The sequence below is a fragment of the Synechococcus sp. CBW1004 genome (assembly GCF_015840715.1).
Lineage (GTDB): Bacteria > Cyanobacteriota > Cyanobacteriia > PCC-6307 > Cyanobiaceae > Cyanobium.
Window position 1 is genome coordinate 3597820 of sequence record NZ_CP060397.1, and the last position, 25139, is coordinate 3622958.

General features: G+C 67.7%; 25 protein-coding genes. 9 read left to right on the forward strand and 16 right to left on the reverse strand.

Annotated elements, in window-relative coordinates:
* Positions 1-47 precede the first annotated feature (47 nt).
* Positions 48-404, forward strand: a complete 357-nt coding sequence (locus tag H8F25_RS17095) for a DUF760 domain-containing protein (RefSeq protein WP_197211438.1) — start codon at positions 48-50, stop codon at positions 402-404.
* 20 nt (positions 405-424) lie between these two features.
* On the opposite strand, the gene H8F25_RS17100 is transcribed toward H8F25_RS17095, so the two are convergent.
* From H8F25_RS17100 to H8F25_RS17115, 4 genes are all read right to left on the reverse strand, one after another.
* Positions 425-1633, reverse strand: coding sequence for a DUF4336 domain-containing protein (locus H8F25_RS17100; protein ID WP_197211439.1), 1209 nt, complete (start codon positions 1631-1633; stop codon positions 425-427).
* A gap of 56 nt (positions 1634-1689) precedes the next feature.
* On the reverse strand, positions 1690-2499 hold the full coding sequence (zupT, locus tag H8F25_RS17105; protein ID WP_197211440.1) for a zinc transporter ZupT: 810 nt from the start codon (positions 2497-2499) through the stop codon (positions 1690-1692).
* 341 nt (positions 2500-2840) lie between these two features.
* The gene (psbA, locus tag H8F25_RS17110) at positions 2841-3917 is read right to left on the reverse strand and encodes a photosystem II q(b) protein (protein WP_197211441.1); all 1077 of its coding nucleotides are present in this window, start codon (positions 3915-3917) and stop codon (positions 2841-2843) included.
* Between the two features lie 316 nt (positions 3918-4233).
* A complete protein-coding gene (locus H8F25_RS17115; protein ID WP_197211442.1) occupies positions 4234-5673 on the reverse strand; it encodes a YcjF family protein in 1440 nt (479 codons plus the stop codon).
* A gap of 131 nt (positions 5674-5804) precedes the next feature.
* On the opposite strand from H8F25_RS17115, the gene H8F25_RS17120 reads away from it, so the two are divergent.
* The 3 genes from H8F25_RS17120 to H8F25_RS17130 all read left to right on the forward strand — a co-directional run bounded on the left by H8F25_RS17120 (position 5805) and on the right by H8F25_RS17130 (position 8799).
* Positions 5805-6356, forward strand: coding sequence for a hypothetical protein (locus tag H8F25_RS17120; protein WP_197211443.1), 552 nt, complete (start codon positions 5805-5807; stop codon positions 6354-6356).
* Between the two features lie 5 nt (positions 6357-6361).
* Complete coding sequence (gene trpS, locus H8F25_RS17125) at positions 6362-7396, forward strand: tryptophan--tRNA ligase (protein WP_197211444.1); 1035 nt, start codon at positions 6362-6364, stop codon at positions 7394-7396.
* A 200-nt stretch (positions 7397-7596) separates the two neighbouring features.
* The gene (locus H8F25_RS17130; protein ID WP_197211445.1) at positions 7597-8799 is read left to right on the forward strand and encodes a hypothetical protein; all 1203 of its coding nucleotides are present in this window, start codon (positions 7597-7599) and stop codon (positions 8797-8799) included.
* Positions 8800-8929: 130 nt separating this feature from the next.
* On the opposite strand, the gene H8F25_RS17135 is transcribed toward H8F25_RS17130, so the two are convergent.
* Positions 8930-9409 carry a TM2 domain-containing protein gene (locus H8F25_RS17135; RefSeq protein ID WP_231596943.1) on the reverse strand — a complete coding sequence of 160 codons (480 nt, stop codon included), beginning with the start codon at positions 9407-9409 and terminating at the stop codon, positions 8930-8932.
* A 199-nt stretch (positions 9410-9608) separates the two neighbouring features.
* Between H8F25_RS17135 and thrS the strand changes: the two genes are divergently transcribed.
* The 5 genes from thrS (at position 9609) to H8F25_RS17160 (ending at position 17517) form a co-directional block, all read left to right on the forward strand.
* Positions 9609-11339: a threonine--tRNA ligase gene (thrS, locus tag H8F25_RS17140; RefSeq protein WP_231597403.1), complete on the forward strand. Its 1731-nt coding sequence runs from the start codon at positions 9609-9611 to the stop codon at positions 11337-11339.
* 20 nt (positions 11340-11359) lie between these two features.
* Positions 11360-12391 (forward strand): glucokinase, encoded by a 1032-nt coding sequence (gene glk, locus H8F25_RS17145; RefSeq protein WP_197211447.1) that lies wholly within the window; start codon positions 11360-11362, stop codon positions 12389-12391.
* Positions 12392-12430: 39 nt separating this feature from the next.
* Positions 12431-13381 (forward strand): homoserine kinase, encoded by a 951-nt coding sequence (gene thrB, locus H8F25_RS17150; RefSeq protein WP_197211448.1) that lies wholly within the window; start codon positions 12431-12433, stop codon positions 13379-13381.
* 117 nt (positions 13382-13498) lie between these two features.
* Positions 13499-15118: an NAD(P)H-quinone oxidoreductase subunit 4 gene (locus H8F25_RS17155; RefSeq protein WP_197211449.1), complete on the forward strand. Its 1620-nt coding sequence runs from the start codon at positions 13499-13501 to the stop codon at positions 15116-15118.
* Positions 15119-15357: 239 nt separating this feature from the next.
* Positions 15358-17517 (forward strand): M3 family metallopeptidase, encoded by a 2160-nt coding sequence (locus tag H8F25_RS17160; RefSeq protein ID WP_197211450.1) that lies wholly within the window; start codon positions 15358-15360, stop codon positions 17515-17517.
* A gap of 121 nt (positions 17518-17638) precedes the next feature.
* Here the strand turns inward: H8F25_RS17160 and H8F25_RS17165 are convergent, their stop codons facing one another.
* From H8F25_RS17165 to H8F25_RS17220, 11 genes are all read right to left on the reverse strand, one after another.
* A complete protein-coding gene (locus H8F25_RS17165) occupies positions 17639-18520 on the reverse strand; it encodes a restriction endonuclease (RefSeq protein ID WP_197211451.1) in 882 nt (293 codons plus the stop codon).
* Between the two features lie 115 nt (positions 18521-18635).
* Entirely contained in the window at positions 18636-18929 is a 294-nt protein-coding gene (locus H8F25_RS17170; RefSeq protein ID WP_197211452.1) for a DUF2442 domain-containing protein, read from the reverse strand.
* Positions 18901-19140 carry a DUF4160 domain-containing protein gene (locus tag H8F25_RS17175; RefSeq protein ID WP_197211453.1) on the reverse strand — a complete coding sequence of 80 codons (240 nt, stop codon included), beginning with the start codon at positions 19138-19140 and terminating at the stop codon, positions 18901-18903. The genes H8F25_RS17170 and H8F25_RS17175 overlap by 29 nt, the downstream gene beginning before the upstream one ends.
* An 87-nt stretch (positions 19141-19227) precedes the next feature.
* Positions 19228-19605 (reverse strand): tyrosine-type recombinase/integrase, encoded by a 378-nt coding sequence (locus H8F25_RS17180; RefSeq protein WP_197211454.1) that lies wholly within the window; start codon positions 19603-19605, stop codon positions 19228-19230.
* Positions 19557-20042, reverse strand: coding sequence for a YchJ family protein (locus H8F25_RS17185; protein ID WP_197211455.1), 486 nt, complete (start codon positions 20040-20042; stop codon positions 19557-19559). The genes H8F25_RS17180 and H8F25_RS17185 overlap by 49 nt, the downstream gene beginning before the upstream one ends.
* A gap of 410 nt (positions 20043-20452) precedes the next feature.
* Positions 20453-20710: a patatin-like phospholipase family protein gene (locus H8F25_RS17195; protein ID WP_197211457.1), complete on the reverse strand. Its 258-nt coding sequence runs from the start codon at positions 20708-20710 to the stop codon at positions 20453-20455.
* Positions 20711-20891: 181 nt separating this feature from the next.
* Entirely contained in the window at positions 20892-21512 is a 621-nt protein-coding gene (locus H8F25_RS17200) for a triacylglycerol lipase (protein ID WP_197211458.1), read from the reverse strand.
* 6 nt (positions 21513-21518) lie between these two features.
* Positions 21519-22208, reverse strand: coding sequence for a hypothetical protein (locus H8F25_RS17205; RefSeq protein ID WP_197211459.1), 690 nt, complete (start codon positions 22206-22208; stop codon positions 21519-21521).
* On the reverse strand, positions 22205-22585 hold the full coding sequence (locus H8F25_RS17210) for a dihydroneopterin aldolase (protein WP_197211460.1): 381 nt from the start codon (positions 22583-22585) through the stop codon (positions 22205-22207). Before H8F25_RS17210 ends, H8F25_RS17205 begins: the two co-directional genes overlap by 4 nt.
* 5 nt (positions 22586-22590) lie before the next feature.
* Positions 22591-23898 carry a glutamate-5-semialdehyde dehydrogenase gene (locus H8F25_RS17215; RefSeq protein WP_231597405.1) on the reverse strand — a complete coding sequence of 436 codons (1308 nt, stop codon included), beginning with the start codon at positions 23896-23898 and terminating at the stop codon, positions 22591-22593.
* Between the two features lie 209 nt (positions 23899-24107).
* Positions 24108-25076 (reverse strand): ROK family protein, encoded by a 969-nt coding sequence (locus H8F25_RS17220; RefSeq protein WP_197211462.1) that lies wholly within the window; start codon positions 25074-25076, stop codon positions 24108-24110.
* Between the last annotated feature and the right edge of the window lie 63 nt (positions 25077-25139).

Consider the following 25139-nt stretch of genomic DNA (forward strand, 5'->3'; position numbering starts at 1 on the left):
GTTCGTGGCGTGTCCGCGGACACCCGCTGTCCCGCTCGGGAGATCCAATGTTCAATCCGGAGTTCCTGACCAGCGACAACGAAGCGATCAGCGGCAATTCGCTGATTCAGTATCTGCAGGAGCAGTCCCCGGATGTGCTTGAGCGGGTGGCCCGCTCCGCCAGCGGAGACATCCAGGACATCATCCGCCACAACGTTCAGGGCCTGCTCGGCATGCTCCCGGGCGAGCAGTTCGAGGTGAAGATTCAGGCGAGCCGCGACAGCCTGGCCGGACTGCTCGCCTCGGCGATGATGACCGGTTACTTCCTGCGCCAGATGGAGCAGCGCATGGAGCTCGAGACCACACTCCTGGGCAGCGGCTTCGCTGGGGAGGATGGCGAGGATCCCGGCGAGCTGCACCTCTGAGTCCCGGCTGGCTCCGCCCCTCAGGGCTCCTCGGGCACCAGCCCCAGCTTCAGAAGCAGCTGGTCAATGGCGGCGAGCAGCCCCCAGGAGCCGTCGCTGGGAGCCCAGTCCCGCTGCTCCAGCGCCTGCGCCAGCTGCAGCAGTTGTTCGCCTGTGATCGCCGCGGGAGCGTCGTAGTGGGCGGGCACCAGCCAGCGCACCCCCTCAAGGCCTGCCAGCTGGCGCACCCAGGCCACCAGGGCCGTGCGTGAGCGCGGAAACACCAGTCGCTCCAGTACCGCCGCCACCTGCAGCCCCGCAGGTCCGCCGGTGATCAGGGCCTCAGCCTGACGCTCCCAGCCCGGCCGCCAGCGGAACGGGTACAGGCCGAAGTGGCTGCGCGGTCCGCGGCAGCCGGGGGCGAAGCTGTGGCGCAGCACCTCCGGTATGGCGGGCACGTCCAGCGGCTCGGGCCGCAGGTAGTTGGCGAACAGCACCAGCCGCCGCCAGCCGCGCAGACGCCGCTCCGGGCTGTCGAGCAGGGGGTCATCGCCCCGCTCGCGGGCGTGGAACAGCAGGGGCGTCGGATCGAGATCGAACAGGGCCGGGGGCTGGGCCGGAATCGCCACCAGGGCGTCGGTCACCAGCAGGGCGCCGCTGGCCCGGTGCAGACAGGCCACCTCCAGGAAGGTGCCCAGCCCCAGATCGAGCGGCCCCAGGGCACACCAGTCGAGTTCGTCGGCGTGGGGCAGGCCCTGCTCGAACAGCACGCGCGTGCGGCTTGCTGGAAAGCCCAGCCAGGCCGGCGGCAGCCGCAGCGGGAAGCTCCACTGCCGCGGCGTCACCCACACATCTGCGTCGGGGAAGGCCCGGGCCAGGGCCGGCAGCGGCAGCTTGTGTTCCAGCCCGGAGGCGGTCGGCAGCACGATCGTGCGCACCGGGCCGTGCCGGGCCTCCAGGTCCTTCAGGGCAGCCAGCACCTCCGCCGTCGGGGCCACCGGGGCGTAAAGAAGGAGGCCCTGCTGCAGCCGCACCACGGTCATGCGGATCGGCACAGCCACATACCAGGTGCCGATCAGCTGCTCCACGCTCCACAGCTGGCCGGGGAGCAGTTCCCGCACCAGGGTGCGCCGGCGTCCGTAGGGATACAGCGGCAGCAGCGGCCACCAGGGCCAGCTCTGGCTCCAGCCGGGTGGCGCCGCAGGCGCCGCGGCGGGAGTAACGCCGGAGGGAGGAGTCGTGGGGGGCAAGAGTCAGCCAGAGACGGCGCCTGGCGCATCTTCGCCGATGGCCCCGCACCCCCCGCTCAGCTGATCAGCACCAGGCTCAGGCCCATCACGGCCATGCCGGCCACGACGCCGGCCATCATCAGGGCGTGGGCGCCGTGCTGGCGGGCCGCCGGCAGCAATTCGTCGAAGCAGAGGTAGACCATCACCCCGGCCACGCTGGCGAAGACGCTGCCGAACACCACGTCGTTGAACACGTGGCGCAGCAGGCCGTAGCCCACCAGGGCCCCCAGGGGCTCGGCCAGGCCCGAGGCCAGCGACAGGGAGAAGGCCAGCGAGCGGCTGCCGGTGGCCTGATGGATCGGCACGGCGATCGCCAGACCTTCGGGGATGTTGTGGATGGCAATGGCGATCGCGATGCCGAGGCCCAGGCGGGGGTTGGCGATGGCGCCCACGAAGGTGGCCAGGCCCTCCGGGAAGTTGTGGATGCCGATGGCCAGCGCCGTGAACAGACCCGTGCGCAGGAGAGCCGATCTGGGCAGCTGGGCGTTGCGCTCCGGGGGGGCGGTCACCGTTGGCAGCGGATGCTGGGGCAGCAGGCGATCGAGCAGCGCCATGGCGGCAATGCCGGCGAAGAAGGCCAGCAGAGTGGCTCCGTGCCCCGCCCGACTCCCGAGGGCGGCGGTCATCGCCAGACGCGCCTTCGGGTAGATCTCCACGAAGCTCACGAACAGCATCACCCCGGCTGAGAAGCTCAGGGCGAGGCTCAGCACACGGGGCTGGTACCCCCGCGTGAACAGGGCGATCACGCTGCCGATGCCGGTGCACAGACCCGCCGCCAGGGTGATCAGGAAGGCGAACAGAAAGCCTTGATCCAGCTGCAGCGGCACGTCAGCGCGGTGAGGGGAAGGGAAAGGGAGTCACACCGGCATGATCGCAGTCGGTCGGGGCCGGTTCGGCGAGTGAGCGCTGGTGTGCCGGGCGATGGCGTCGGCTTCGGCGGCGGCGCGGACTCCAGGCTGCGGCCGCGCCTGCCGCGGGCCTGGACTGTGGGCTCAGGAAAGAAAAAGCCCCCGCCAAGGCGGGGGCGATGTGAGGCTCGGGTCGTGGGGAGCTCAGACCGGGAGGGGAACCTGGGCTGGCTGGCCTTGGTCCCGGGAAGCCCGTCGGGCCATCAACACGGACCTTCAGGTGCTCAGCCGAAGCTGAGGGCCCCAGGCATGACCGGGGTTCAGCCGATCACCGGAGCGGTGAGTGCCACCGGCGTCTGGGTCACGGCGGCGAGGTCGAGCGGGAAGTTGTGGGCGTTGCGCTCGTGCATCACCTCCATGCCGAGGTTGGCGCGGTTGAGGATGTCCGCCCAGGTGGGCAGCACCCGACCCTGGGCATCGAGGATCGACTGGTTGAAGTTGAAGCCGTTCAGGTTGAAGGCCATGGTGCTGATGCCCATGGAGGTGAACCAGATCCCCACCACGGGCCAGGCGGCCAGGAAGAAGTGGAGGCTGCGGCTGTTGTTGAACGAGGCGTACTGGAAGATCAGACGACCGAAGTAACCGTGGGCAGCCACGATGTTGTAGGTCTCCTCTTCCTGGCCAAACTTGTAGCCGTAGTTCTGACTTTCATTCTCGGTAGTCTCCCGCACGAGACTGGAGGTCACCAGCGAGCCGTGCATGGCCGAGAACAGGCTGCCGCCGAACACGCCGGCCACACCCAGCATGTGGAAGGGGTGCATCAGGATGTTGTGCTCAGCCTGGAACACCAGCATGAAGTTGAAGGTGCCGCTGATGCCGAGAGGCATGCCGTCGGAGAAGGAGCCCTGACCGAAGGGGTAGATCAGGAACACTGCGAAGGCAGCCGACAGGGGAGCGCTGTAGGCGACGCAGATCCAGGGGCGCATGCCGAGCCGGTAGGAGAGCTCCCACTGGCGGCCCATGTAGGCGGAGATGCCGATCAGGAAGTGGAAGACCACCAGCTGATAGGGGCCACCGTTGTAGAGCCATTCATCCAGGCTGGCGGCGGCCCAGATGGGATAGAAGTGCAGGCCGATGGCATTGCTCGAAGGAACAACGGCACCGGAGATGATGTTGTTGCCGTAGATCAGCGAGCCGGCGACGGGCTCGCGGATGCCGTCGATATCAACCGGCGGGGCGGCGATGAAGGCGACGATGAAGCAGATGGTGGCGGCCAGCAGGCAGGGGATCATCAGCACGCCGAACCAACCCACATAGATGCGGTTGTTGGTGGAGGCGATCCACTGACAGAAGCTTTCCCAGCTTCCTTGCCGGCCGCTGCGGACAGCAGTGGTCATGGAAAGAGAACGGAGGGTGGTGGATGGATGGCTCCCGTGCCGGAACCACGAGGCTGCTCGATGACAGCCCATCCGAATCGGCCGCAACCGGACCGGATTGCTCTGGAAACGGGAGTCTTTTGATGCTAAGGCGGTTGCCGCGCTGCACAACATCGCCGCCGCTCGATCGCCGAATTGAGAGAAAAAGTGATGAAGTTGAGTGAAGGAGCTTCGGCGGGGCGGCTTGTTCCTGGGTTCCAGGGCTCCATCCCCGTGCGCCTTCGAGCGCCATCTGCTTTCCCGGTCGGGGCGACGGCGCCGGGCCGTGTGTCGCGGTTCAGGCTGTCGCCGCAGGGCTGATGGAGTGCTGCAGCCACTGGCGCCCCTGCTGCAGGAAGCCGTTCCAGTCGATCCGTTCGGCTTCGGCAGCCCTGGAGACGAGCATCGGCGCCTGGCGCCGGATCGCCGCCAGGTCCGCCTCGGCCACGCCGCTGGAGAGGGCGAGCACGTCGGCCATGGCATGACCCACCACCCGGGTGAGATAGGCGGCGCTGAGCGCCTGCAGCGTTCCCCCCACCAGCCAGGTGGCGCCATGCAGCCTGGCGGCCGTCAGCAGTGCCTGGCTGCTCCACTCCACCAGGCCCAGGGCCAGGGCGGCTCGGGCCAGTTCCGTCGCGGCCGCCCGCAGGGTCTCCAGATCCCAGGAGCAGTCCCACAGGCGCGCCATCTCCTGCAGCATCAGGCCGTTGGCGGCCGCCAGCACCAGCAGGTCAAGGCTGGGCAACGGTGAGGCCAGCACGCCGGCGGCCACGAGCCACTGGGTGCGCTGCTGCAGCCGCTGCCAGTGCATCCGGCGCAGTCCCTCCAGATCGGCCTGCCAGCGCTCGTGCAGCTGGGCCAGCACCCGCACGGCGGTCTGCTGGCGCTGCCGCTCGCCGCTGCGCCGCAACCAGAGCGCCAGCGGCTCCAGGGCGGTGGCCAGGGAGCCCCGGGTGCCATCCCAGAGCAGGCAGCGCTGGCGATCCAGGCCCGGCCACTGGCTGGCCAGCTCGCAGAGCAACGCATCGCTCCTCACGGCATCCGGCAACCCGTCATCCGTCAGCGCTGCATTTGCCAGGGTCGCCTCGGTGCCGCACCGCGGTGCCAGCTGCAGCAGCAGCCAGGCGGGCTGGCCTTCGGGCAGGGCCTCCAGCCAGCGCAGGTCAGCGGCGCTCAGGGGCCAGTGCAGGTGATAGAGGAGCACATCGGAGTGGGCAAAGCTCTCCGGCCAGCTCCAGTCGTCGCTGCCGGTGGGCAGGGGCTCTCCCCACTGGAGGCGCAGGGCGCGACTGCAGCGCAGGGCAGTGGCGAAGGTCGGCTGCAGGTCCGCCGCGGGGGGCCGACAGCTCACCAGGGAGGCGGCCAGCTCGCCGCGGCGGATTTCCTGCAGCAGCGCCGTGAACTCCGCCTGCCTCTGCAGGCTCTGGCTGTTGTCGTCCTCTCCGGCCAGCTGGGCGAAGCGGGGCAGAACCTCCTGGCAGCGTTGAATCCAGCCATCGACATCGCCGGGCAGGCGGCTGCCGGGCTGGGGGCGCCGGCGGGAGAGCAGCCACCAGCCGCCGGCCAGGGCCCCCAGTCCGAGCAGGGCGCCACCATCGAGATGGATCCAGCGCGCCACGCCCTCGCTCAGCACCAGGGTGCCGGCCAGGGCCAGGGCGGGCCTGCGCCAGGGGAGGCCACCGAGGACGGGCCGCCCGCCGGGCAGGGACGGCGCGGAGGTCGGATCCGAGGTGGTCACGCGGGCGGGCCGAGGCAGTGCATCTTTAGCTCAGATCCCGCATCCGGCCGAGTGATGCTCCGGCCATCCCGCCGGTCCGGGGGCCTCCCACCGCGATGCGCAACACTGGCCGGTGCTTGCAGGCTGCGGTCATGGCCGACGACACGAACTTCACTTCCAGCCAGGGGCGTCCCGAGGGTGCCGGGCGTGGGAACCGCCAGAGTGGCGGACGCGATAGCGGTGGCTTCCGGATCCGTCTGAGCGACAACGAAATGCAGGCCGCCCGCGCCCTGCAGGAGGCGTTCAATCTGCGCTCCACCGTCGCGGTGCTGGGCTTTTCGCTGCGCACCCTCGCCCAGCTGCTCGAGGAGGGCAAGCTCGATGAGGTGGTGGCCCAGCAGCGGGCCCAGGGCGGCGGACGCCCACCGGCCCCCCGCGGCGAGCGCAGTGAGCGCCGCGGTGAGCGTGATCGCCCTGCCGGCGGCGGCGGCGGGCGCTCGGCGCGGGTGGATCCGTTTGCACGCCCTTCCCGTCCCGCGCCTGCCCCCGCAGCTGAGCCCGCTGAGGACGCACCGGCTGACACGCTCGACGAGGGGAGCGACCTCGCCGCAACAGGCGCCACCGAGGCGGCTGAGGTGAGCCCCGCTGAGGTGGAGACCGCCACGGCTGACGCCGCCGCCTCCGAGGCCACTCCCGCATCCTGAACCGCATGTCCGCCCAACGGCCGAGGGTGCTCTCCGGCGTTCAGCCCACCGGTGCCCTGCATCTGGGCAACTGGCTCGGGGCGATCCGCAACTGGGTCGACCTGCAGCAGACCCACGACACCTTCTTCTGCGTCGTGGATCTGCACGCCATCACCGTGCCCCACGACCCGGCGCGTCTGGCCGAGGACACCCTCACCACAGCGGCGCTGTACCTGGCCTGCGGCATCGATCCGCAGGCCTCCACGGTGTTCGTTCAGAGCCATGTGAGTGCCCACAGTGAGCTGTGCTGGCTGCTCAATTGCGTGACGCCGCTCAACTGGCTGGAGCGGATGATCCAGTTCAAGGAGAAGGCGCTCAGGCAGGGGGCCGATGTATCCACGGGGCTGCTCGATTACCCCGTGCTGATGGCGGCCGACATCCTTCTCTATGACGCCGATCGGGTGCCGGTGGGGGAGGACCAGAAGCAGCACCTGGAGCTGGCGCGTGACATCGCCCAGCAGCGCATCAACGCCCGTTTCGCCCCCCGCGACGAGCAGGGTGAGATCCTGCCGATCCTGCGGGTGCCCGAGCCGCTGATCCTGCCGGAGGGTGCCCGGGTGATGAGCCTCACCGACGGCCGCAGCAAGATGAGCAAGAGCGATTCCAACGAGGGCTCGCGCATCACCCTGCTCGACCCGCCCGAGCTGATCACGAAGAAGATCAAGCGGGCCAAGACCGACCCGGTGATGGGCCTGGAATTCGGCAATCCCGAGCGCCCCGAGGCCGACAACCTGCTGGGCCTCTACGCACTGCTGAGCGGCCAGAGCCGCACCGCCGCCGCCGGCGAGTGTGCCGAGATGGGCTGGGGCAGGTTCAAGCCGCTGCTGGCCGAGGCAGCCGTCGAGGCGCTGCGGCCGATCCAGGAGCGCTACGGCCAGTGGCGCCAGGATCCCGCCACGCTGGAGCAGGTTCTCAAGCACGGCCGCGAGCGGGCGAATGCCGTCGCCGAAGCCACGGTGCAGCGGGTGCGGGACGCGCTGGGCTTCCTGCCGCGGAGCTGAACCTTCGGGCAGCTCGGTCGTCCAGGCACTGTTCTGGCCAAGCCCCAGATCTCTGTAATGGATCCCATGCGCTCCGGCTCTGAGTGATATGGCTCTGCGCTGGCTCTACTGAGCTTCGTGGGACCGGAGATCGCTGCAACTCGGGGTGCCTTTGGGGCCACCTACGGCATCAGGCCCTGACGTGGACATGGCTCACGGCCGTGAGCGGGGCTATCGGCTGCGATGAATCTTCTGTTTTTCATGCCCTCGTATGGAGGAATATCTCGGCTCCAGTTAAGGTTTGCCCGAATCTGCGGACTGGAGACTTGAATCCCGCTGAACCACGCCAGCCTGGCCCCTCCCAGTACGCCTTACGGGAGGCTGATTCTCCGCCTGATCTTTCTCTTGACGCGGACTACAGTTCAACGGCCGCAGGGGGTGCCGATTCCGCCGCTGCCAGCGACGCGGAACGATCGCCGCAGCCCTCGCTCAGGATCCCCTCTGAGGTGGCCGGACTGCTGCGCATCGCGGCGTTCTGCCTCTACGGCGTCTTCCTGACCTCGGTCGTTCCCCTCTTCCTGCCACCTCGGCTGCTGGATCCGGCCTGGCAATTGCTGGTCGTCAACACCCTGTTTTCGGCCGCGCCCTTCCCTCTGCTGGCCACCTGCTGTCTGCTGCTCGGCCACGCCCCGGATCCGAACGTTCCCGCCGCCTCCAGGTTGTTGCGGGGGCGCCTGCGGTTGGCCTCTCGTCTCGCCAGCATTGGCTTCGTCCTGCTGATCCCTCTGCAGGCAAGCGCCCTCTGGCGCATCGGCCTCCTTGCTGAGGTGCCTGCCAACCGTCTGATCTCGACGTTGAGTGCGGTGCGCGCTGAGATTGAATCCAGCCGCACCACGGAGGAATTGAATACGGCGCTTGTGAAACTACCAGGCAATCCGAAGTTGCCTGCCGACTTTAATCTGCCGATTCCTGATTTCCAGAAGGTCACGATTGAGCGGCTGTCTCAGGATCTCTCCAATCAGAAGCAGCAGCAATCACAGCGTATCCGCAATCGACGCCTCACCGATGCGTCCAATTTGGTGAAGAATTCGGTGCTCGGCGCATTGCTCTCCGTGTTCTTCGCTGCGGCCGCCGCCGTTCCCATACGCACTCCATCCCTGCCGCGGCTCAAGGCTGGGCAGCCCTTCAGGACGCTGCGTGAGGCCCTTGAAAAACGCCGGAGCAAGCGTGACCATCTCGAAAAACTGCGTCGGCATGCCCGCCAGCAGCAACGCCGCAGCAATCTGATCACAGGCATCCTGCAGTGGATCGAAACCGGCCAGTCTCAGCGTCGCCGCAAGGCCCATGCCCGTCAGCTTGAGAATCAGCGCCGTCAACAGGGCAAGGCCGGTCAGCCCAGGCGCGATGGTGATCGCTCCCGTTGACCCCGTGGCTGATCCGTTGGTTGGTCCGCTCTGCCTCGGCGCCCAAACGGACCTCTTCCCCGCACACCACTTTTCGATGGGGTCACCCCCGCCCGACCGGTGAGATCTGCCATTAAGGCGCAGGTCACCCTCACGGCTCCCGGTAGACCACCCTCCCCCGCTCATCGTTGCCCACATCCAGCAGCTCGCCGCGAAGCAACTGCTGGATTTCCTCGCGGATGACGCCGCTGTCCACACCAGGAGGGAGCTGCAGCTCGAGCACCGCGTCGTTGATGGTGAAGCCCCGCTCTCCGGCGCGTCGGGCCAGAGCCAGCAGCTGGCGCTCGATCGTGGCGCCATCCACGACCCCGGGGCCCTCGTGCAGCAGGGCATGGTTGGCGTGGCGCACCAGCCTGGGCAGCAGCAGCAGATCGATCAGCTGACCGATGTAGCAGAACCCGAAGGTGAACAGCCACAGCAGACCGCTGAGCGGCTTGCGGTTGTAGAAGCGCTGCACCCCGCAGACCCCCACCAGGCACAGGCACCAGAGCAGGTAGCTCACGGCCAGGCTGCGGCGCTCCTGCAGGGCGGAGCCCGGCCGCACGGCACGGATGGGAGAAGGGCTGCTCACAAGCGTGGGCGCGGGCTTGCAGAGGATTGTGCTGCGTAGGATCTCCCTTCAGCACCGTCGGATTCCCGTGCCCGTCACCGCCTCCAGCCCGAGCAGACCTGGCGAGGCCGCGTCGGGAACCACACCCGTGGCTGAGGCCGTCGCCATCAGCCTGCCGAAGACCAGCGAGAGCCCCCAGCTGCTGCGCATCCGCCACTCAATGAGCCACGTGATGGCCATGGCGGTGCAGAAGCTGTTCCCGAAGGCGCAGGTCACCATCGGTCCCTGGACGGAGAACGGCTTCTACTACGACTTCGACAGTCCCGATCCCTTCACCGAGGCCGATCTCAAGGCGATCAGGAAGGAGATGATCCGGATCATCAACCGCAAGCTGCCCCTGGAGCGGCTTGAGGTGAGCCGGGCCGAGGCAGAGGCGAGGATCAAGGCCCAGAACGAGCCCTACAAGCTGGAGATCCTGGCCGGCATCCAGGAGCCGATCACCCTCTACACCCTGGGAGAGGAGTGGTGGGATCTCTGCGCCGGCCCGCATGTGGCCAACACCGCCGAGCTCAACCCGAAGGCTTTTGCACTGGAGAGCGTGGCCGGCGCCTACTGGCGCGGCGATGAGAACAACGCCCAGCTGCAGCGCATCTACGGCACCGCCTGGGAGACGCCCGAGCAGCTGGCGGAGTACCAGCGGCGCCAGGAAGAGGCGAAGCGCCGCGACCATCGCCGCCTGGGCGTCGACCTCGACCTCTTCTCGATCGAGGACGAGGCCGGCGCCGGCCTGGTGTTCTGGCATCCGCGCGGCGCCCGCATGCGCCTGCTGATCGAGAACCTCTGGCGTGAACTGCATTTCGCGGCCGGCTATGAGCTGCTTTACACCCCCCACGTGGCCGACATCAGCCTGTGGAAGACCTCCGGCCACCTCGACTTCTACAGCGAGAGCATGTTCGGGCCGATGCAGGTGGATGAGCGGGAGTATCAGCTCAAGCCGATGAACTGCCCGTTCCACGTACTCACCTATGCCAGCCGCCTGCGCTCCTATCGCGAACTGCCGATCCGCTGGGCCGAACTGGGCACCGTGTATCGCTACGAGCGTCCCGGCGTGATGCATGGCCTGATGCGCGTGCGCGGCTTCACCCAGGACGACGCCCACGTCTTCTGCCTGCCGGAGCAGATCAGCGACGAGATCCTGCGCATCCTCGATCTCACCGAGCAGATCCTCTCGACGTTTGATTTCCGCAGCTACGAGATCAACCTCTCCACCCGGCCGGAGAAGTCGATCGGCGAAGACGCCGTCTGGGATCTGGCCACCCAGGGCCTGATTGAGGCCCTCGATCGCAAGGGGTGGAGCTACAGGATCGATGAGGGCGGCGGCGCCTTCTACGGCCCCAAGATCGATCTCAAGATCGAGGATGCGATCGGCCGACTGTGGCAGTGCTCCACGATTCAGCTCGATTTCAACCTGCCCGAGCGCTTCAGGCTCGAGTACGTGGCCGCCGATGGATCCCGGCAGCGACCGATCATGATTCACCGCGCCATCTTCGGCTCGCTGGAACGGTTCTACGGAATCATGACCGAAAACTATGCCGGCGATTTCCCCTTCTGGCTGGCCCCGGAGCAACTCCGTCTGCTGCCGGTCACCGATGAGGTGCGCCCCTATGCCGAGGATGTCCTGCATCAGCTGCAGGCTGCGGGCATCCGGGCCACGATTGACCATTCCGGCGACCGCCTCGGCAAGCTCATCCGCAACGGCGAACAGATGAAGATCCCCGTGCTGGCGGTGATCGGCGCCAAGGAGGCCGAAGCCGGCAGCCTCAGCCTGCGCAGCCGCCGCGAAGGCGACCTGGGCAGCGTGGCTGTGAGCGAACTGCTCGCCGCCGCCGGCGCGGCCAACCGCGACCGCGCCGCCGGTCTGGGGTTGGCGCCGGCCGCGGCCGCCAGCTGACGTCCGCCGGAACACCCCCCATGACCACCCTGCTGGCCGGCGACATCGGCGGCACCAAGACGCTGCTCAGCCTGCATGCCGCCGGCGGACTGGAGACCCTGGCCCAGGAGCGCTACAGCTCGGCCGACTGGCCGGATCTGGCGGCGATGGTCAACCACTTTCTGGAGGGTCTGCGCCCCGCCGGCCATGCCCATCCCTCGGTGGCCTGCCTGGCGGTGGCCGGTCCGGTGCAGGCCGGCCGCGCCCGCCTCACCAACCTTCCCTGGAGCCTCGGGGAACACGAGCTGGCCCGCGATTGCGCCATCCCGCGCGTCGAGCTGGTGAACGACTTCGCGGTGCTGATCTACGGCCTGCCCCATCTGCAGCCAGCACAGCAGGCGCCCGTCCGGGGTGGTTCGGCCCAGCCGCAGGCGCCTCTCCTGATCCTGGGGGCCGGCACCGGCCTCGGCGTGGCGATCGGCGTTCCCACCACCTCCGGCCTGCAGGCGCTGGCCAGTGAGGCGGCCCACGGCGAATTCGCCCCCCGCAGCCAGGCGGAGTGGGAGCTCAGGCAGTGGCTGCAGCACGACCTGGCGATCGAGCGGGTGTCGATCGAGCGGGTGGTCAGTGGCACCGGCCTTGGCCATGTGGCCCGCTGGCTGCTCAGCCGTGAGCCCCGGCAGGGTGTCGACCATCCCCTGAGCACCGTCGCCGAGGGCTGGCTGCGTCCCGGGGCGGAGGATGGGGAGCGCCGCGATCTGCCGGCGGCGGTCGCGGGCGCGGCGGCGGCAGGTGACCCCCTGGCCCGTACCGCCCTGGATCTCTGGCTGGGGGCCTATGGGGCGGTGTGCGGCGATCTGGCCCTGGCCTGCCTGCCGCGCGGTGGCATCTGGCTGGCGGGCGGCACGGCGGCCAAGCTGCTCGCCGAGCTGCGCTCACCCGCCTTCATCGACGCCTTTCTCGCCAAGGGGCGCCTGACGCCCGTGCTGGAGCCGATCCCCATTCAGGCGGTCACCGATGCGGCCATCGGCAGCTTCAGCGCCGCCTGCCGGGCGCGCATGCTGCTGGCCTGACCCACCGGCTGCGACACTGGCCACAGTGAACCGAACCGGATGGAGCGCCCCAGCCTCGGCCAGGGGGTGGTGGTCAACGTTCCTGCGACGACCGCCAACCTCGGCCCAGGATTTGATTGCCTGGGCGCTGCCCTTGATCTCGGCAACCGCTTCGCGCTGCAGGTGGTGGATGGCGGCGCCGAGCGATTCGACCTGATCATCGAGGGCAGCGAGGGCTCCCATCTGCGTGGCGGCCCGGACAACCTGGTGTATCGGGCTGCCCAACGCGTCTGGCGGGAAGCCGGCATCGAGCCCGTGGCCCTGGAGGCGCGCGTGCAGCTGGCGGTGCCGCCGGCCCGTGGACTCGGCAGCAGTGCCACCGCGATCGTCGCCGGCCTGATCGGTGCCAACGCCCTGGTGGGCGAGCCGCTGAGCACCGAGAAACTGCTCGAGCTGGCGATCGACATCGAGGGCCATCCCGACAACGTGGTGCCCTCGCTGCTGGGGGGCCTCTGTCTGACGGCACGCACCGCCTCGCAGCGCTGGCGTGTGCTGCGCTGCGAATGGGCCGCCGATGTGCAGGCGGTGGTGGCGATTCCGTCGATCCGGCTGAGCACCTCCGAGGCGCGTCGCGCCATGCCCCGCAGCATCCCGATTCCCGATGCGGTGATCAACCTCGGTGCCCTCACCCTGCTGCTGCAGGGACTGCGCACCGGCAACGGCGATCTGATCGCCGACGGCCTGCATGACCGCATCCATGAGCCCTACCGCTGGGGGCTGATCCAGGGAGGGCGCAGCGTGCGCCAGGCCGCTCTGGAGGCGGGAGCCTGGGGCTGCGTGATCAGCGGTGCCGGCCCGACGCTGCTTGCCCTTGCGCCCCCCGATCGGGCTGAAGCGATCAGTGCGGCGATGGTGGCGGCCTGGGAGCGCGAAGGGGTCAGCAGCCGTGGGGAGGTGCTGGCCCTGCAGGATCGGGGCAGCCGCTGGGAGCCGCTGGCCAGGACACACTGAACCTAGGTAGATCTACCCACCACTCTGTACACGCGGCTGTAACGTTGCGTCGCTCGGGACACCCCTCTGCGGCAGGGCCGCGGCGATCGTCCCCACCGCCCTGAATTCGCTGGAGTTATGGACGCATCCCTGCTTTTGACGGTCGCGTCCTCACTCCCAAGTGCTCCACTGGCTTCCCTGGTCTCCGAGGCGGCCCCGGTGCCTGCAGCGTTCCCCTGGCTGACGCTGGTGGTGCTCCTGCCGGCCGCCGCCGCGCTGTTGATGCCGCTGCTCCCCGCCGGGGATGGCAGCGATCCCCGTGCACCCCGCCTGCTGGCCTTCGGCACGCTTCTGATCGATTTCGTGCTGATGCTGTGGGTGTTCAGCCGTCAGTTCGACCCCACGCTCAGCCAGCTGCAGCTGGTGGAGCGGGTGCCCTGGATCCCGGCCCTGGGCCTGGAGTGGTCCCTCGCGGCGGATGGTCTGTCGGCGCCGCTGGTGGTGCTGAGCGGTCTGGTGACGATGCTGTCGGTGGCGGCCAGCTGGAACATCAACCGCAAGACGCGGCTCTATTTCGGGCTGTTGCTGCTGCAGGCCTCGGCCCAGGCGCTGGTGTTTCTCTCCCAGGACTTCCTGCTGTTCTTCCTGGCCTGGGAGCTGGAACTGGTGCCGGTGTATCTGCTGATCGCCATCTGGGGCGGCAAGCAGCGTCAGTACGCCGCCACCAAGTTCATCCTCTACACGGCCACCGCCTCGCTGCTGATCCTGTTGAGTGGCCTGGCCCTGGCGCTCTCCGGCCCCTTCACCCTCAATCTCACCGAGCTGGCCGCCCGCTCCCCCGGCGGCAGCTTCGGCCTGCTCTGCTACCTCGGCTTCCTGATCGGGTTCGGCGTCAAGCTGCCGATGTTCCCGCTCCATACCTGGCTTCCCGATGCCCACGGCGAGGCCAACGCGCCCGTGTCGATGCTGCTGGCGGGTGTGCTGCTGAAGATGGGCGGCTACGCCTTGCTGCGCTTCAACGTGCAGATGCTGCCCGAGGCCCATGTGCAGCTGGCGCCGGCCCTGGTGCTGCTGGGCATCGTCAACATCATCTATGGCGCGCTCAACGCCTTCGCCCAGGACAACGTCAAGCGGCGCATCGCCTGCAGCTCGGTGAGCCACATGGGCTTCGTGCTGGTGGGGATCGGCGCGATCGACGCTCTGGGGATGAGCGGCGCGATGCTTCAGATGATCAGCCACGGCCTGATCGCGGCGGCGATGTTCTTCGTCACCGGCGTGTTCTACGAGCGCACCGAGACGCTCTCGATCCCCAACATGGGCGGCCTGGCGAAGGCGCTGCCGATCACCTTCGCCTTCTTCCTGGCCAGCTCACTGGCCTCGCTGGCGCTGCCCGGCATGAGCGGCTTCGTCAGTGAGATCACGGTGTTCCTGGGCCTGACCTCCAGCGACGCCTTCACCACATCGTTCCGGGTGATCGCGGTGCTGCTGGCGGCGATCGGCCTGGTGCTGACGCCGGTGTATCTGCTTTCGCTGTGCCGCCGCGTCTTCTTCGGCCCCAGGATTCCGGCCCTGGCGGTGGTGGGCGACATGAAGCCGCGCGAGCTGCTGATCGGCCTCACCCTGCTGGTGCCGACCCTGACGATCGGCTTCTGGCCCCGCATCGCCATCGACTTCTACCAGGCGGGCACCGATGCGCTCTCCAGTGAGCTGAGCCAGGTGACTGTGCAGGCTCTCGCCCAGCTGCCGCTCATCGGCTGAGTGCTCTCGCTGGGCTGTTGGCGCCAGCGTGCAGCGCTTCTGTGGGGCTTCACTCTGTGCGGCAACCCTTCGCTTGAGCGCCTGATCCGATGCCTGCGGTCGAGTCCGCAGGTTCAGGGGAACGCGTGATGGAACCTCCAGGCTCAGGCACCGGCTGAGAGGTTCGGTGGAGCGCACCGGCTGGACCGCCGCAGGCGGCCCTGATCGGCTGGAATGGGCTGATCCCGTCTTCGTTCCTGATGGCTGTGTCCACCGCGCCGCGTCCGCCCCTGCTGCAGGGAGAGGGGTTGCCGCCGTTCGAGGCGATCACGCCGGAGCAGGTGAGCGATCACATCCCTGAGCTGCTGGAGGATCTGGAGGGCGAGCTGGCCGGCCTGGAGACCCGTCTGGAGGCTGCGCTGAGCGAGCAGCGGCCGCTGGGCTGGCAGGAGGTGATGGAGCCCTTGCAGCGGCTGGAGGAGCGGCTGCGCTGGAGCTGGGGGGTGGTGAGCCACCTGCATGGGGTGTGCGACACCCCGGAGCTGCGCGAGGCCCATGCCAGCCAGCAGGCGCGGGTGGTGAGCTTCGGCAATCGCAGCGGCCAGAGCGCCGTGCTGCATGCGGCGCTGCTGAACCTCAAACAACAGGGCGGCCTCGATGCCACCCAGCTCCGCATCGTCGAGAGCGAGCTGCGCCACATGGAGCTGCGCGGCGTGGCGCTCAAGGGAGAGGAGCGCGAGGCGTTCAACGCCACCAGCCAGGAGCTGGCGAAGCTGTCGACCGATTTCGGTAACCGGGTGCTGGATGCCACCAACGGCTGGACGCTGCTGCTGCAGGATCCGGCCGAGGTGGAGGGGCTTCCCCAGAGCCTGCGGGAGCTGCTGGCCCAGGCCGCCCGCGATGGCGGCGAGGAGGGCGCCACGGCGGAGAGCGGCCCCTGGCTGCTGGGCCTGGATTTCCCCCGCTTCGGGCCGTTCCTGCAGTACAGCCAGCGCCGCGATCTGCGCGAACGCCTCTACAAGGCTCACGTGAGCCGGGCTTCAGGAGAGGCCAACACCGCCAGCTCCGCTGACGCGCAACACCCCAATGAAGCCGCCTCTGGCGGCAACTGGCCGGTGATCGAGCGGATCCTGACCCTGCGCCGCGAGCAGGCCAGGCGCCTCGGCTATGCGAACTGGGCGGAGGTGAGCCTGGCCTCGAAGATGGCTGAATCGGAAGCAGAAGTGGAGCGGCTGCTGGAGGATCTACGGGCTGCAGCCCACCCGATCGCCCAGGGGGAACTCGACGACCTGCGGGCTCTGGCCGCCCGCCACAACGCCGCGGAAGCGGCTGATCTGCAGCCGTGGGATGTGAGTTTCTGGGCGGAGAAGCTGCGGCAGGAGCGCTTTGAGCTTGACAGCGAGAAGCTGCGGCCCTGGTTCCCGCTGCCGCGGGTGCTCGAGGGGTTGTTCGGGCTGTGCGACCGGCTGTTCGACATCCGTATCGAGGCGGCCGATGGCGAGGCGCCGGTGTGGCATCCGGATGTGCGCTTCTTCCGCATCAATGACAGCTCCACGGGTGAGCCGCTGGCGGCCTTTTATCTGGATCCCTACAGCCGGCCGGGCAGCAAGCGCGGCGGCGCCTGGATGGATGAATGCCTGGTGCGCAGCCACCGCCCCGATGGCACACCGGTGCTGCCGGTGGCCTATCTGATCTGCAACCAGAGCCCGCCGGTGGGTGAGACCCCGAGCCTGATGACCTTCGGGGAGGTGGAGACGCTGTTCCACGAGTTCGGCCATGGCCTGCAGCACATGCTCACCACCGTGGAGCGTCCCCAGGCGGCGGGGATCAACAACGTCGAGTGGGATGCGGTGGAGCTGCCCAGCCAGTTCATGGAGAACTGGTGCTATGACCGCTCGACGCTGCTGGGCATGGCGCGCCACTGGCAGACGGGTGAGCCGCTGCCCGAAGAGGAGTTCGCCAAGCTGCAGGCGGCGCGCACCTTCATGGCCGGCGCCGCGACGCTGCGACAGGTGCATTTCGCGCTCACCGATCTACGGCTGCACAGCCAGTGGACGCCGGACTGCGGCAAGACGCCCGAGCAGCTGCGCCGCGAGATCGCCCAGACCACTACGGTGCTGGAGCCGATCGAGGAGGACGCCTTCCTGTGCAGCTTCGGCCACATCTTTGCCGGGGGTTATGCGGCGGGGTACTACTCCTACAAGTGGGCCGAGGTGCTCAGCGCCGATGCCTTCAGCGCCTTCGAGGAGGTGGGCCTGGAGAACGAGGAGGCGATCCGCGCCACCGGCAGGCGCTTCCGCGACACGGTGCTCAGCCTGGGCGGCAGCCGCCATCCGAGCGAAGTTTTTGAGCAGTTCCGCGGCCGGGGGCCGAGCGCTGAGGCGCTGATTCGGCACAGTGGTTTGGTGGGGGCGGGGTAGGGTAATTAGCCCCTGCCGAGGCGAAACATCTGGGCCCTGCTACTGGCCGGTAGCAGGGCATCAGTGACGTCAGGCTCGTTCTGGCGCCTGTGAAGAGACACTGAAGTGCTGTCGCCTCGAGTCAGTCCTTGAATTTCTCGAAATAGGTGGGATCCACGTCATAGACCGTGCGTTTGATCACGCCCAGCTCAACTTTCTGGAACATCTCAACCAATTTGTCACCGTCGACAAGTTCCACCTGAGGTGCACCTTCTCGGTTCGCTTCTTGGACGGCTGCATTGCTGAAGCCTGATGTGGTGATGATGATCCCTTTCTCGGCTCGCCCCAGCATGGAGTTGCGGAAATCGCCAACCTGTGCGCGCGAGACAAGGTTCCCCTTGGCATACCGCTTGCACTGAAACAGCACCTTGAAGCTTACAAAGGGGTTGATCTCCAATGTTCCGTAGCCATCGATGCCTCCATCAGCAGAGCCACCCGTCACTTCAACATTCTCAAAGCCTGATTCCCTCAGCAGTTCTCTGCAGACCTTCTCAAAGCCTGTTGGGCTGATGGACCTCAGGGTGCTCAGAAGATCAAGAGTCTCTTCTTCTGTCGAAGTCTCTGGAGTTGCCCCATGTGCTGCCAGCTCCTCTCCGTTTTCCTGAGCATCTCGCTTCTGTTTGCGATTCTCGGCATGGATAGAAACCCATTTCAGGAAGATCGCTCTTGCCTCCCTTTCGTCAAGATGAGCACTGCGCCCTTTCTCTGTCAGTGTCCAGGTCCCATGCTTCGACGAATCGAGCAATCCTTCCCACACCAGGTACTGTCTGGCCCAGGCAACCTGATTGTGAAACTTGCTGCCTCCAGACTTGAGCGTCTGATCCAGTAGATCATCTGGGAGGTTGAGGTTTCTAGCGATTCGCGCAGACACTTCTCTTGGCCGGCCCGAGTCGCCGAGATCGCGCAGGGCATTCAGCAGGGGGCCGAACCAGCGAATGAACTCAGCTTGGGCTTTCTTGGACATTGATGGCTGTATGCAGTAGCAGTTTGGATGAGACCTGGCGGTTTTCTCTTATATTGCTAGAGCTGGCCATCGCCTGCTCGCAAAGAACTGCGGGCTTCCGGTCTCTGTGGGCTCACTAAATTGTAGGAAGCGAGCCAGGTGTATGGCAGGGTTGGAAAGTGCTCTCGGCCTTCAGCGGGAACCTTTCTGGGTGGCGTATCGACTCGACAGACAAGTCAACATCTAGATCAGGCCAATAAAGATGATCCGAGGTCGGACGCAGCACGTTAAGGATCTGCTGAATGGTTGCCGCTTTAAACCAGGGGAACTCTGAATATGGAAGCGCCAGCTCTTCATCATCGATAAGCATCCAGACGCAATGTCCAGAGACATTCGTGACCTCAGCCGCAAAAGTGATTGTTCCAGGCATCGATGATCTCCTGTTGGCGTGTCTCGACCAAGCGCTCTGCTTCTTTGATCCTCTGTGAGCTTAGCCCGATGTTGCGAGCGAGTTCAACGGTTGGGCTGAGCCAGAACTTCGCCTCACCATCAGGATGACTGACATGGATGTGAGGTCGACTCTCCTCCCGTGAGAAGAAGAAGAAGCGAAATTCGCCATCTCTGAAGACGGTTGGTGACAAGTTAAGTACTGAAGCCCTGTCTCAGCATAGCCGCGCCTGTAGTGGCTGTCCGCATCTTTTCCGCTAGTCATTGGACGGTTCCGTGAATTACCTCGGCCCCCGAGTCCACTCCCAAGAACAGCGAATCGCCCAAGGGCAGGATCTTTGGAGCTGCCAGTCAGGGCAGGGCTTTGAGGGTGATTCTCCTAAGAGCCGGAGCGTGTCAGCGGGTCTGAGAACCACTGGTACACCATGCGACGCAAAGTCGGCTGGACTTCTTGACCCGGGTTGCCCCCAGTTGAGCGCATGGGCCCAGACCATGATGGTGCGCACGTCCTTGTGGTCGAGTGGCTCCTGGTTCGTCTGCATGTCCTGGCCTCGCTTCAGTAGAGGGGTGGCCGACGAATGGCGAAACGTGTGGGAGCTGTACGCCCAGTTCACCCCCCAGGCCCCTCCCCCAGGCTGAGGGCCTCCAGATACAGCCATTCGCCGGCCTCGCCACGCCCGAACCGGGAACACTCCCGCAACATCCCCTCTCGCCCCTCGCGATCGCGCCAGCGGGCCTCAAAGGTGATAGTGCCGTGTGAATCGAGCGGGCCACCGTTCTGGGTTTCGAGCACAGAGAGCCCGATCCACTGGAGGCTGCGGGTGCTGGCCTTCAGGCCCTGCCGACGCTCCGCCTCGCTCTGGCCGGGTTCGGGATGGGTGCGCAGCAGATGATCGATCGCCTGGGGATCCCTGGTCGCCAGGGCGAAGGCGCTGTAGCGCGAGCGCATCAGCTGCTCGGCTGTGCCTGCCAACTGTCCGCCTGCAATCAAGGGCCCGCAGCAGCTGGCGTAGACACCACCGCCACAGGGGCAGGCCGCGCAATGCGAGGCGGAGGGGCGGCCGAAGCCCTGGGCTGATCTGGCAGCTGAGGGCATGGGTGGGGATCGGAAGCCCCAGTCTGAGGCGCTGCAGACTTTGGCCCACGAAGGCCGACGTCGTGATTGACGCCTGATGCACCAGCGATGCCCAGCACGACAAGGCCCATGTGGAACGGCTCGCGTTCTGCCGGGCGGTCATGGTCCACAGCCCGGCCTGCCCCTCCGCGGTTTCGTGCGGTGTGTCGCCGGGGGGTGTTCAGCCGATGTGGTCCTGCTTGCGCCGCGATGGAGGCAGCCGCGTGGCGCTGTTCAGCTCAGGGTCATAACCCGAACAGCCAGCCCACCAACAACAGGATCGCCGCCGTGATGGTCAGCAGCGGGGGAACCACCATCAGCAGCGCGATGCCGACCAGCGGTGCGATCACCAAGCGCAGCAGACGACGTTGCCAACCCTTCAAGGTGATCTGTCACCGTCTGCATCCTGCCAGTGCATCATTGATGATCACATACGGAAGGCGCACCGCAACGGAGATCGGAGGAAAGGCCGCTGGAAAGGAGCCTGCCGACGCACCGGTGATCGTGTCGATGCAGATCAAGGTTTCAGGTCGTCCGGCGCGTGGGCGCAGGCAGGCCGTGACAAGCTCGGAGAACACGCCAGCCATGTAGGCACCAAGAGCGATGCCTCCAGAGCAGTTCAGTGTCACCGGGATGGGGCCTGCCTGCATCGTTGACCTGATCCGCTGTTGCCAGTGTGCCCAGCGGACGGCTTGTTGTCAGCTCAGGTGCTCTTGGTTTCTGAACAGGCCTGGCTTCAGATCTTCCGTGTATCGGTCTAATGATCTCTGAGATTATGCGCATCACCCCTTATGCCGGGGTTCCATTCCTCGCCTCGGCTGCGCGATGCGCTCACTCCCGCAGCAGCTCCCGCACCAAAGGCTCCAGGCAGGCGGGTTCGGCCAGCAGTCGGTCGTGGCGCAGGCCCAGCAGGGGGTGGCTGGGGCCCACGGGCAGCACCGCCCTCCAGCCGGGCACCACGGTGAGATCGAGCGGACAGTAAAAGCTGGTGCACTCGATCCGCCGCAGTGGTTCGAGATCGCTGTCGAGGCGTTGCAGCAGCGGACTGCCGGGCTTCATGTCGGCCACCCCCGCCAGAAGCCGCCTCGGCCAGGGCAGGGCCGTGAGCGTGCCCTGATGGGGGCTGGCCACGCTGGTGAAGCGGCGCGTGCGCCTCCAGCCCCCAAGCAGCTGGATCCAGATGCGGGCGATCACGCCACCCATCGAGAAGCCCAGCAGATCGAGCTGTCGCTCGCTGCCTAAGGCGGCCTCGATCTGCTGGTCCAGCTGCTCCGCGAGTTGCAGCAGCGGCGTCCAGCCGAGGCCATGGGGCAGATGGGGCACCAGCTGCGGTTGGCGGCGACTGCCCAGCTGGGCCTGCAGGTGCCGGAACAGGCGAGGGGTATCCCACAGGCCATGCACCAGCACCAGCGGCACGGATCCAGCGACGCTGTCGCGCTCATAGCCGGCCATGCCCGTTCAGCCTCCCCCACTGGCCAGTCCGATCGCCCGTGACAGCGTCAGCGCGACCAGATCGAGCATGACGACGCCATGCACCAGAAACAGAGTCTTCATCAGTCGTGTGGCGGCGGTGGCGCCACTGGGCTCGAACGAGAGCAAAGTGATGCCGGCCATGTAGAAGTAATCGAAGCGATCGACCGTGCTTTCCGCATCCTGGAAGCGGATGTGCGTGCGGCCGCAGCGCCGCGCGCCGCTGTCGAGGCGCCAGTAGAGCCAGCCGAAGGCGATCGTGATCACCGGCAGGAACAGCACCAGCTGGGTGAGCAGCAGGCCACCGGCGCCCATCGGGGCCAGCAGCAGCAGGTTCAGGATCAGGAACTGGGCGGTGCAGCGCAGCAGCAACAGCCCGCCGAACAGGTCTTCGAACCAGCGCGTGGGCTGGCCGCGGATCTGTCGCACCAGCACCAGCGCGAGCGCTGCCACCACCGCCAGGCGCACGGGGAGATGGTGGATGGTGAGCGATTCGAAGAGGCGATGCAGGATTGCGGCCGTCTGGCGAATCGTGGGATCGCTGATCTGGGCGAGGCCGTCATCGAGGTTGCTGAGGAACAGCCCCGCCGACAGATGGCCGGCTGCCAGAAGCAGCAAGGTGGCGCAGCGGGAGAAGCCGCGGCGCATGCGGTCCATTGCCGTTGCCGCGTTGTTCATGGCCAGCGCCGCTGACGGCAGACCGACACGGTGCCGTCGAAGCCGGCGATCGGGGCATGGCATTTGCGCAGCTCCAGCCGGATCGGGATGGGGCCGTATAGCCCTTCCAGGGTAGTCAGAACGCGATCGCTGAAGTGCTCCAGCGTCTGGCAGACGAGCGTTCGGCTCAGCTGGCGCAGGGCCTCGATCGCCGTCACGTAGTCGTAGCTGGTGCTGAGATCATCCCCGGCGGCGGCCTGGCTCAGATCGCCCCCCAGCCAGAACTCGAGCTCGAACCACTGGCCCAGGAGCCGTTCATGGTCCAGCACCCCCACATGGGCCCAGAGGCGCAGGCCCTGCACGTGGATGGCATCGCAGGGGGCGGCGGCGCTGCCCATGGCCGTCACAGCGGCAGCGCCCGGTGCGTGAACCGTCGCTCACCGCTGGCGTAGTCGGCGGCGATGTGGCCCTCGCCGCGCAGGCGGTAGCGGTAGGTGACGAGGCCCTCGAGGCCCACCGGGCCCCGTGGCGGCAGGGTCTGGGTGCTGATGCCCACCTCGGCGCCGAAGCCGTAGCGGAAGCCGTCGGCGAAGCGGGTGCTGCAGTTGAGATACACGCCGGCGCTGTCCACCGCCGCCAGGAAACGCTCCGCTGCCTGCTCGTCGGTGGTGCAGATCGCGTCGGTGTGGCGAGAGCCGTAGCGGCCGATGTGGGCGAGCGCCGCCTCCAGGTCGTCGACCACCTTCACACTCAGGATCAGATCGGAGTATTCGGTGCTCCAGTCCTCCTCCGCGGCCGGGTGGGGAACGCCCAGGGCGCAGGCCTCGGCGTCGCCGCGCAGCTCCACTCCTGCGGCCGCGAAGGCGGCAATCGCCTCGCGAAGAAAGGCCGGTGCGATGCTGCGGTGCAGCAGCAGCGTCTCAATCGCGTTGCAGGCGGCCGGGTACTGGGTCTTGCTGTCGATCGCGATGCGCAGCGCCTGCGGCAGGTCGGCGGCCGCATCCACATACAAGTGGCAGATGCCGTCGGCGTGGCCGAGCACCGGGATGCGGGTGTTGTCCTGGATGAAGCGCACCAGGGCGTTGGAGCCGCGCGGAATGATCAGATCCACCAGCCCGTCGAGCTTGAGCAGCGCCAGGCTCTCCTGACGGCTGGTGAGCAGCTCCAGGCAGCTGGGATCCACGGCCGTGCCCTCCAGGCCCCGCTTCAGAGCGTTCAGGATCGCGGCGCAGCTGCGGCTGGCCTCGCGGCCCCCCTTGAGCAGCGCGCCATTGCCGGAGCGGATCGCCAGCGAGGCGATCTGCATCACCGCATCGGGCCGCGCTTCGAAGATCACCCCCAGCACCCCGAGGGGCACGCTCATCCGCTCCAGCACCAGGCCGCTGTCGAGCTCGGTGTGCAGCTGGCGGCGTCCCAGCGGATCCGGAAGAGCCGCCACCTGGCGGACGCCTTCGATCGCTCCGCTGAGCTTGGCGGCATCCAGCTTCAGGCGGGCCACCAGCGCCGGCGCCAGCCCCTCGTCGGCCGCTGCCTGCAGATCCGCGGCATTGGCGGCAAGGATCGCCTCGGCGTCGGCCGCCAGCGCCTCGGCCATCGCCTCCAGGGCGTGGCGGCGCTCGGCGTCACTGCGCTGCCCCAGGTCCATTGCCGCACGCCGCACGGCGGCGGCCCGCTGCAGCAGCTCCGGGGACGGATCGGGCACCGCGGCCACCGGGCTCTCCCCGCTGGCGTCTCCGCTCCGGGCGATGGAGGGGCTGATGGTCGGGCTGGCGGCGGAGGACATGGAGGGTGACGGGGGAGCCTGCTGGCCGAGGCGGAACGGGTGGCGCCGCAGCTGCGGCCGGCTGGGACGAGAGCCCCGGATCGGTCGGGCCGGGGTCGGGGATGGCCCGGGCAGGCCGGAGCCGGTTCATCGCTCCATCATCCCAAGCGCTGCAGCGCCAGGCGGGCGGCCCCCAGCCGACCGGCGCCGTTGCCAAGGGCGCAGGGCCGGATCTCCACTCCCTCGCGCGACACCGCCAGCACCCGCTCCTCCAGCTCGCGGCGCAGGGCCGGCAGGAAATGGTCGAAGGCGGCGCTGAGTCCGCCGCCGATCAGCACCCGCCGTGGCGTCAGCACGTAGATCAGCGAACTCAGGCCGATGCCCAGCAGCTGGCCGTAGCGATCCCACACCGCCTGGGCCTCCGGATCCCCGGCGGCCGCCAGCCGGCTCAGCTCGGGAGGCTCCAGGGGCGAGAGGCGCGCCAGACCGCTGATGCTGCAGTGCTGCTCCAGCGAGCCGCGGTTGCCGCTGCGGCAGGCAGGGCCATCGGGATCGAGGCCGATCAGGCCCAGTTCGCCGGCGGCGCCGCCATGGCCCGTGAACAGCTCCCCGCCCAGGAGGATCGCGCCGCCCACACCGGTGCCGAGGGTGAGCAGGATCGTGTCCTCGCAGCCGCGGGCCGCCCCCCGCCAGGCCTCACCCACCAGGGCGCAGTTGGCGTCGTTCGCCAGGGTGACGCGGCGCTCCAGCCGCGGCTCCAGCCAGTCGGCCAGGGGCACATCCACCCAGCCCGGCAGGTTGATCGAGATGCGGGCGATGCGGGCGGCGGCATCGGTGGGACCCGGCAGGCCGATGCCCACCAGACCGGCGCGCTGATCGGGATCAAGGGCATCAATGGCCTCTGCGATCACCACGCTCACCGCTCCCGGCATGGCCGGCTTCGGCGTCGGCACCTCCGCCTCGGCCAGCAGGGTGCCCAGGCGGTCGAAACGGCCGAGCTTGATGGCGGTGCCGCCCAGATCCACACCGATCAGCTCCGTGGCCCCCTCCGCTTCGGCGACTGCCGCCTGATCCGTGGCGGACGCCTGCACCACAGGTGAGGCAGAGGGCTCGAGCGGGCTGCTCATCGGGCGGCGGCGGGGATCCCAGCGGCAGCATGCCTGCCCGCCCGCCGCCGGGCCTCGGGTCGC

Coding starts and splice junctions, on each gene's coding strand:
- H8F25_RS17195 (WP_197211457.1), bottom strand. CDS start 20,710: ATGCAGGCAGGCCCCATCCCGGTGACACTGAACTGCTCTGGAGGCATC.
- H8F25_RS17210 (WP_197211460.1), bottom strand. CDS start 22,585: ATGGGCAGCGCCGCCGCCCCCTGCGATGCCATCCACGTGCAGGGCCTG.
- H8F25_RS17120 (WP_197211443.1), top strand. CDS start 5,805: ATGGCCGACGACACGAACTTCACTTCCAGCCAGGGGCGTCCCGAGGGT.
- H8F25_RS17160 (WP_197211450.1), top strand. CDS start 15,358: ATGGCTGTGTCCACCGCGCCGCGTCCGCCCCTGCTGCAGGGAGAGGGG.
- H8F25_RS17180 (WP_197211454.1), bottom strand. CDS start 19,605: ATGGCTGTATCTGGAGGCCCTCAGCCTGGGGGAGGGGCCTGGGGGGTG.
- H8F25_RS17220 (WP_197211462.1), bottom strand. CDS start 25,076: ATGAGCAGCCCGCTCGAGCCCTCTGCCTCACCTGTGGTGCAGGCGTCC.
- H8F25_RS17205 (WP_197211459.1), bottom strand. CDS start 22,208: ATGAACAACGCGGCAACGGCAATGGACCGCATGCGCCGCGGCTTCTCC.
- thrS (WP_231597403.1), top strand. CDS start 9,609: ATGAGCCACGTGATGGCCATGGCGGTGCAGAAGCTGTTCCCGAAGGCG.
- glk (WP_197211447.1), top strand. CDS start 11,360: ATGACCACCCTGCTGGCCGGCGACATCGGCGGCACCAAGACGCTGCTC.
- H8F25_RS17095 (WP_197211438.1), top strand. CDS start 48: ATGTTCAATCCGGAGTTCCTGACCAGCGACAACGAAGCGATCAGCGGC.
- H8F25_RS17155 (WP_197211449.1), top strand. CDS start 13,499: ATGGACGCATCCCTGCTTTTGACGGTCGCGTCCTCACTCCCAAGTGCT.
- H8F25_RS17170 (WP_197211452.1), bottom strand. CDS start 18,929: ATGCCTGGAACAATCACTTTTGCGGCTGAGGTCACGAATGTCTCTGGA.
- H8F25_RS17165 (WP_197211451.1), bottom strand. CDS start 18,520: ATGTCCAAGAAAGCCCAAGCTGAGTTCATTCGCTGGTTCGGCCCCCTG.
- trpS (WP_197211444.1), top strand. CDS start 6,362: ATGTCCGCCCAACGGCCGAGGGTGCTCTCCGGCGTTCAGCCCACCGGT.
- psbA (WP_197211441.1), bottom strand. CDS start 3,917: ATGACCACTGCTGTCCGCAGCGGCCGGCAAGGAAGCTGGGAAAGCTTC.
- H8F25_RS17185 (WP_197211455.1), bottom strand. CDS start 20,042: ATGCCCTCAGCTGCCAGATCAGCCCAGGGCTTCGGCCGCCCCTCCGCC.
- thrB (WP_197211448.1), top strand. CDS start 12,431: ATGGAGCGCCCCAGCCTCGGCCAGGGGGTGGTGGTCAACGTTCCTGCG.
- H8F25_RS17200 (WP_197211458.1), bottom strand. CDS start 21,512: ATGGCCGGCTATGAGCGCGACAGCGTCGCTGGATCCGTGCCGCTGGTG.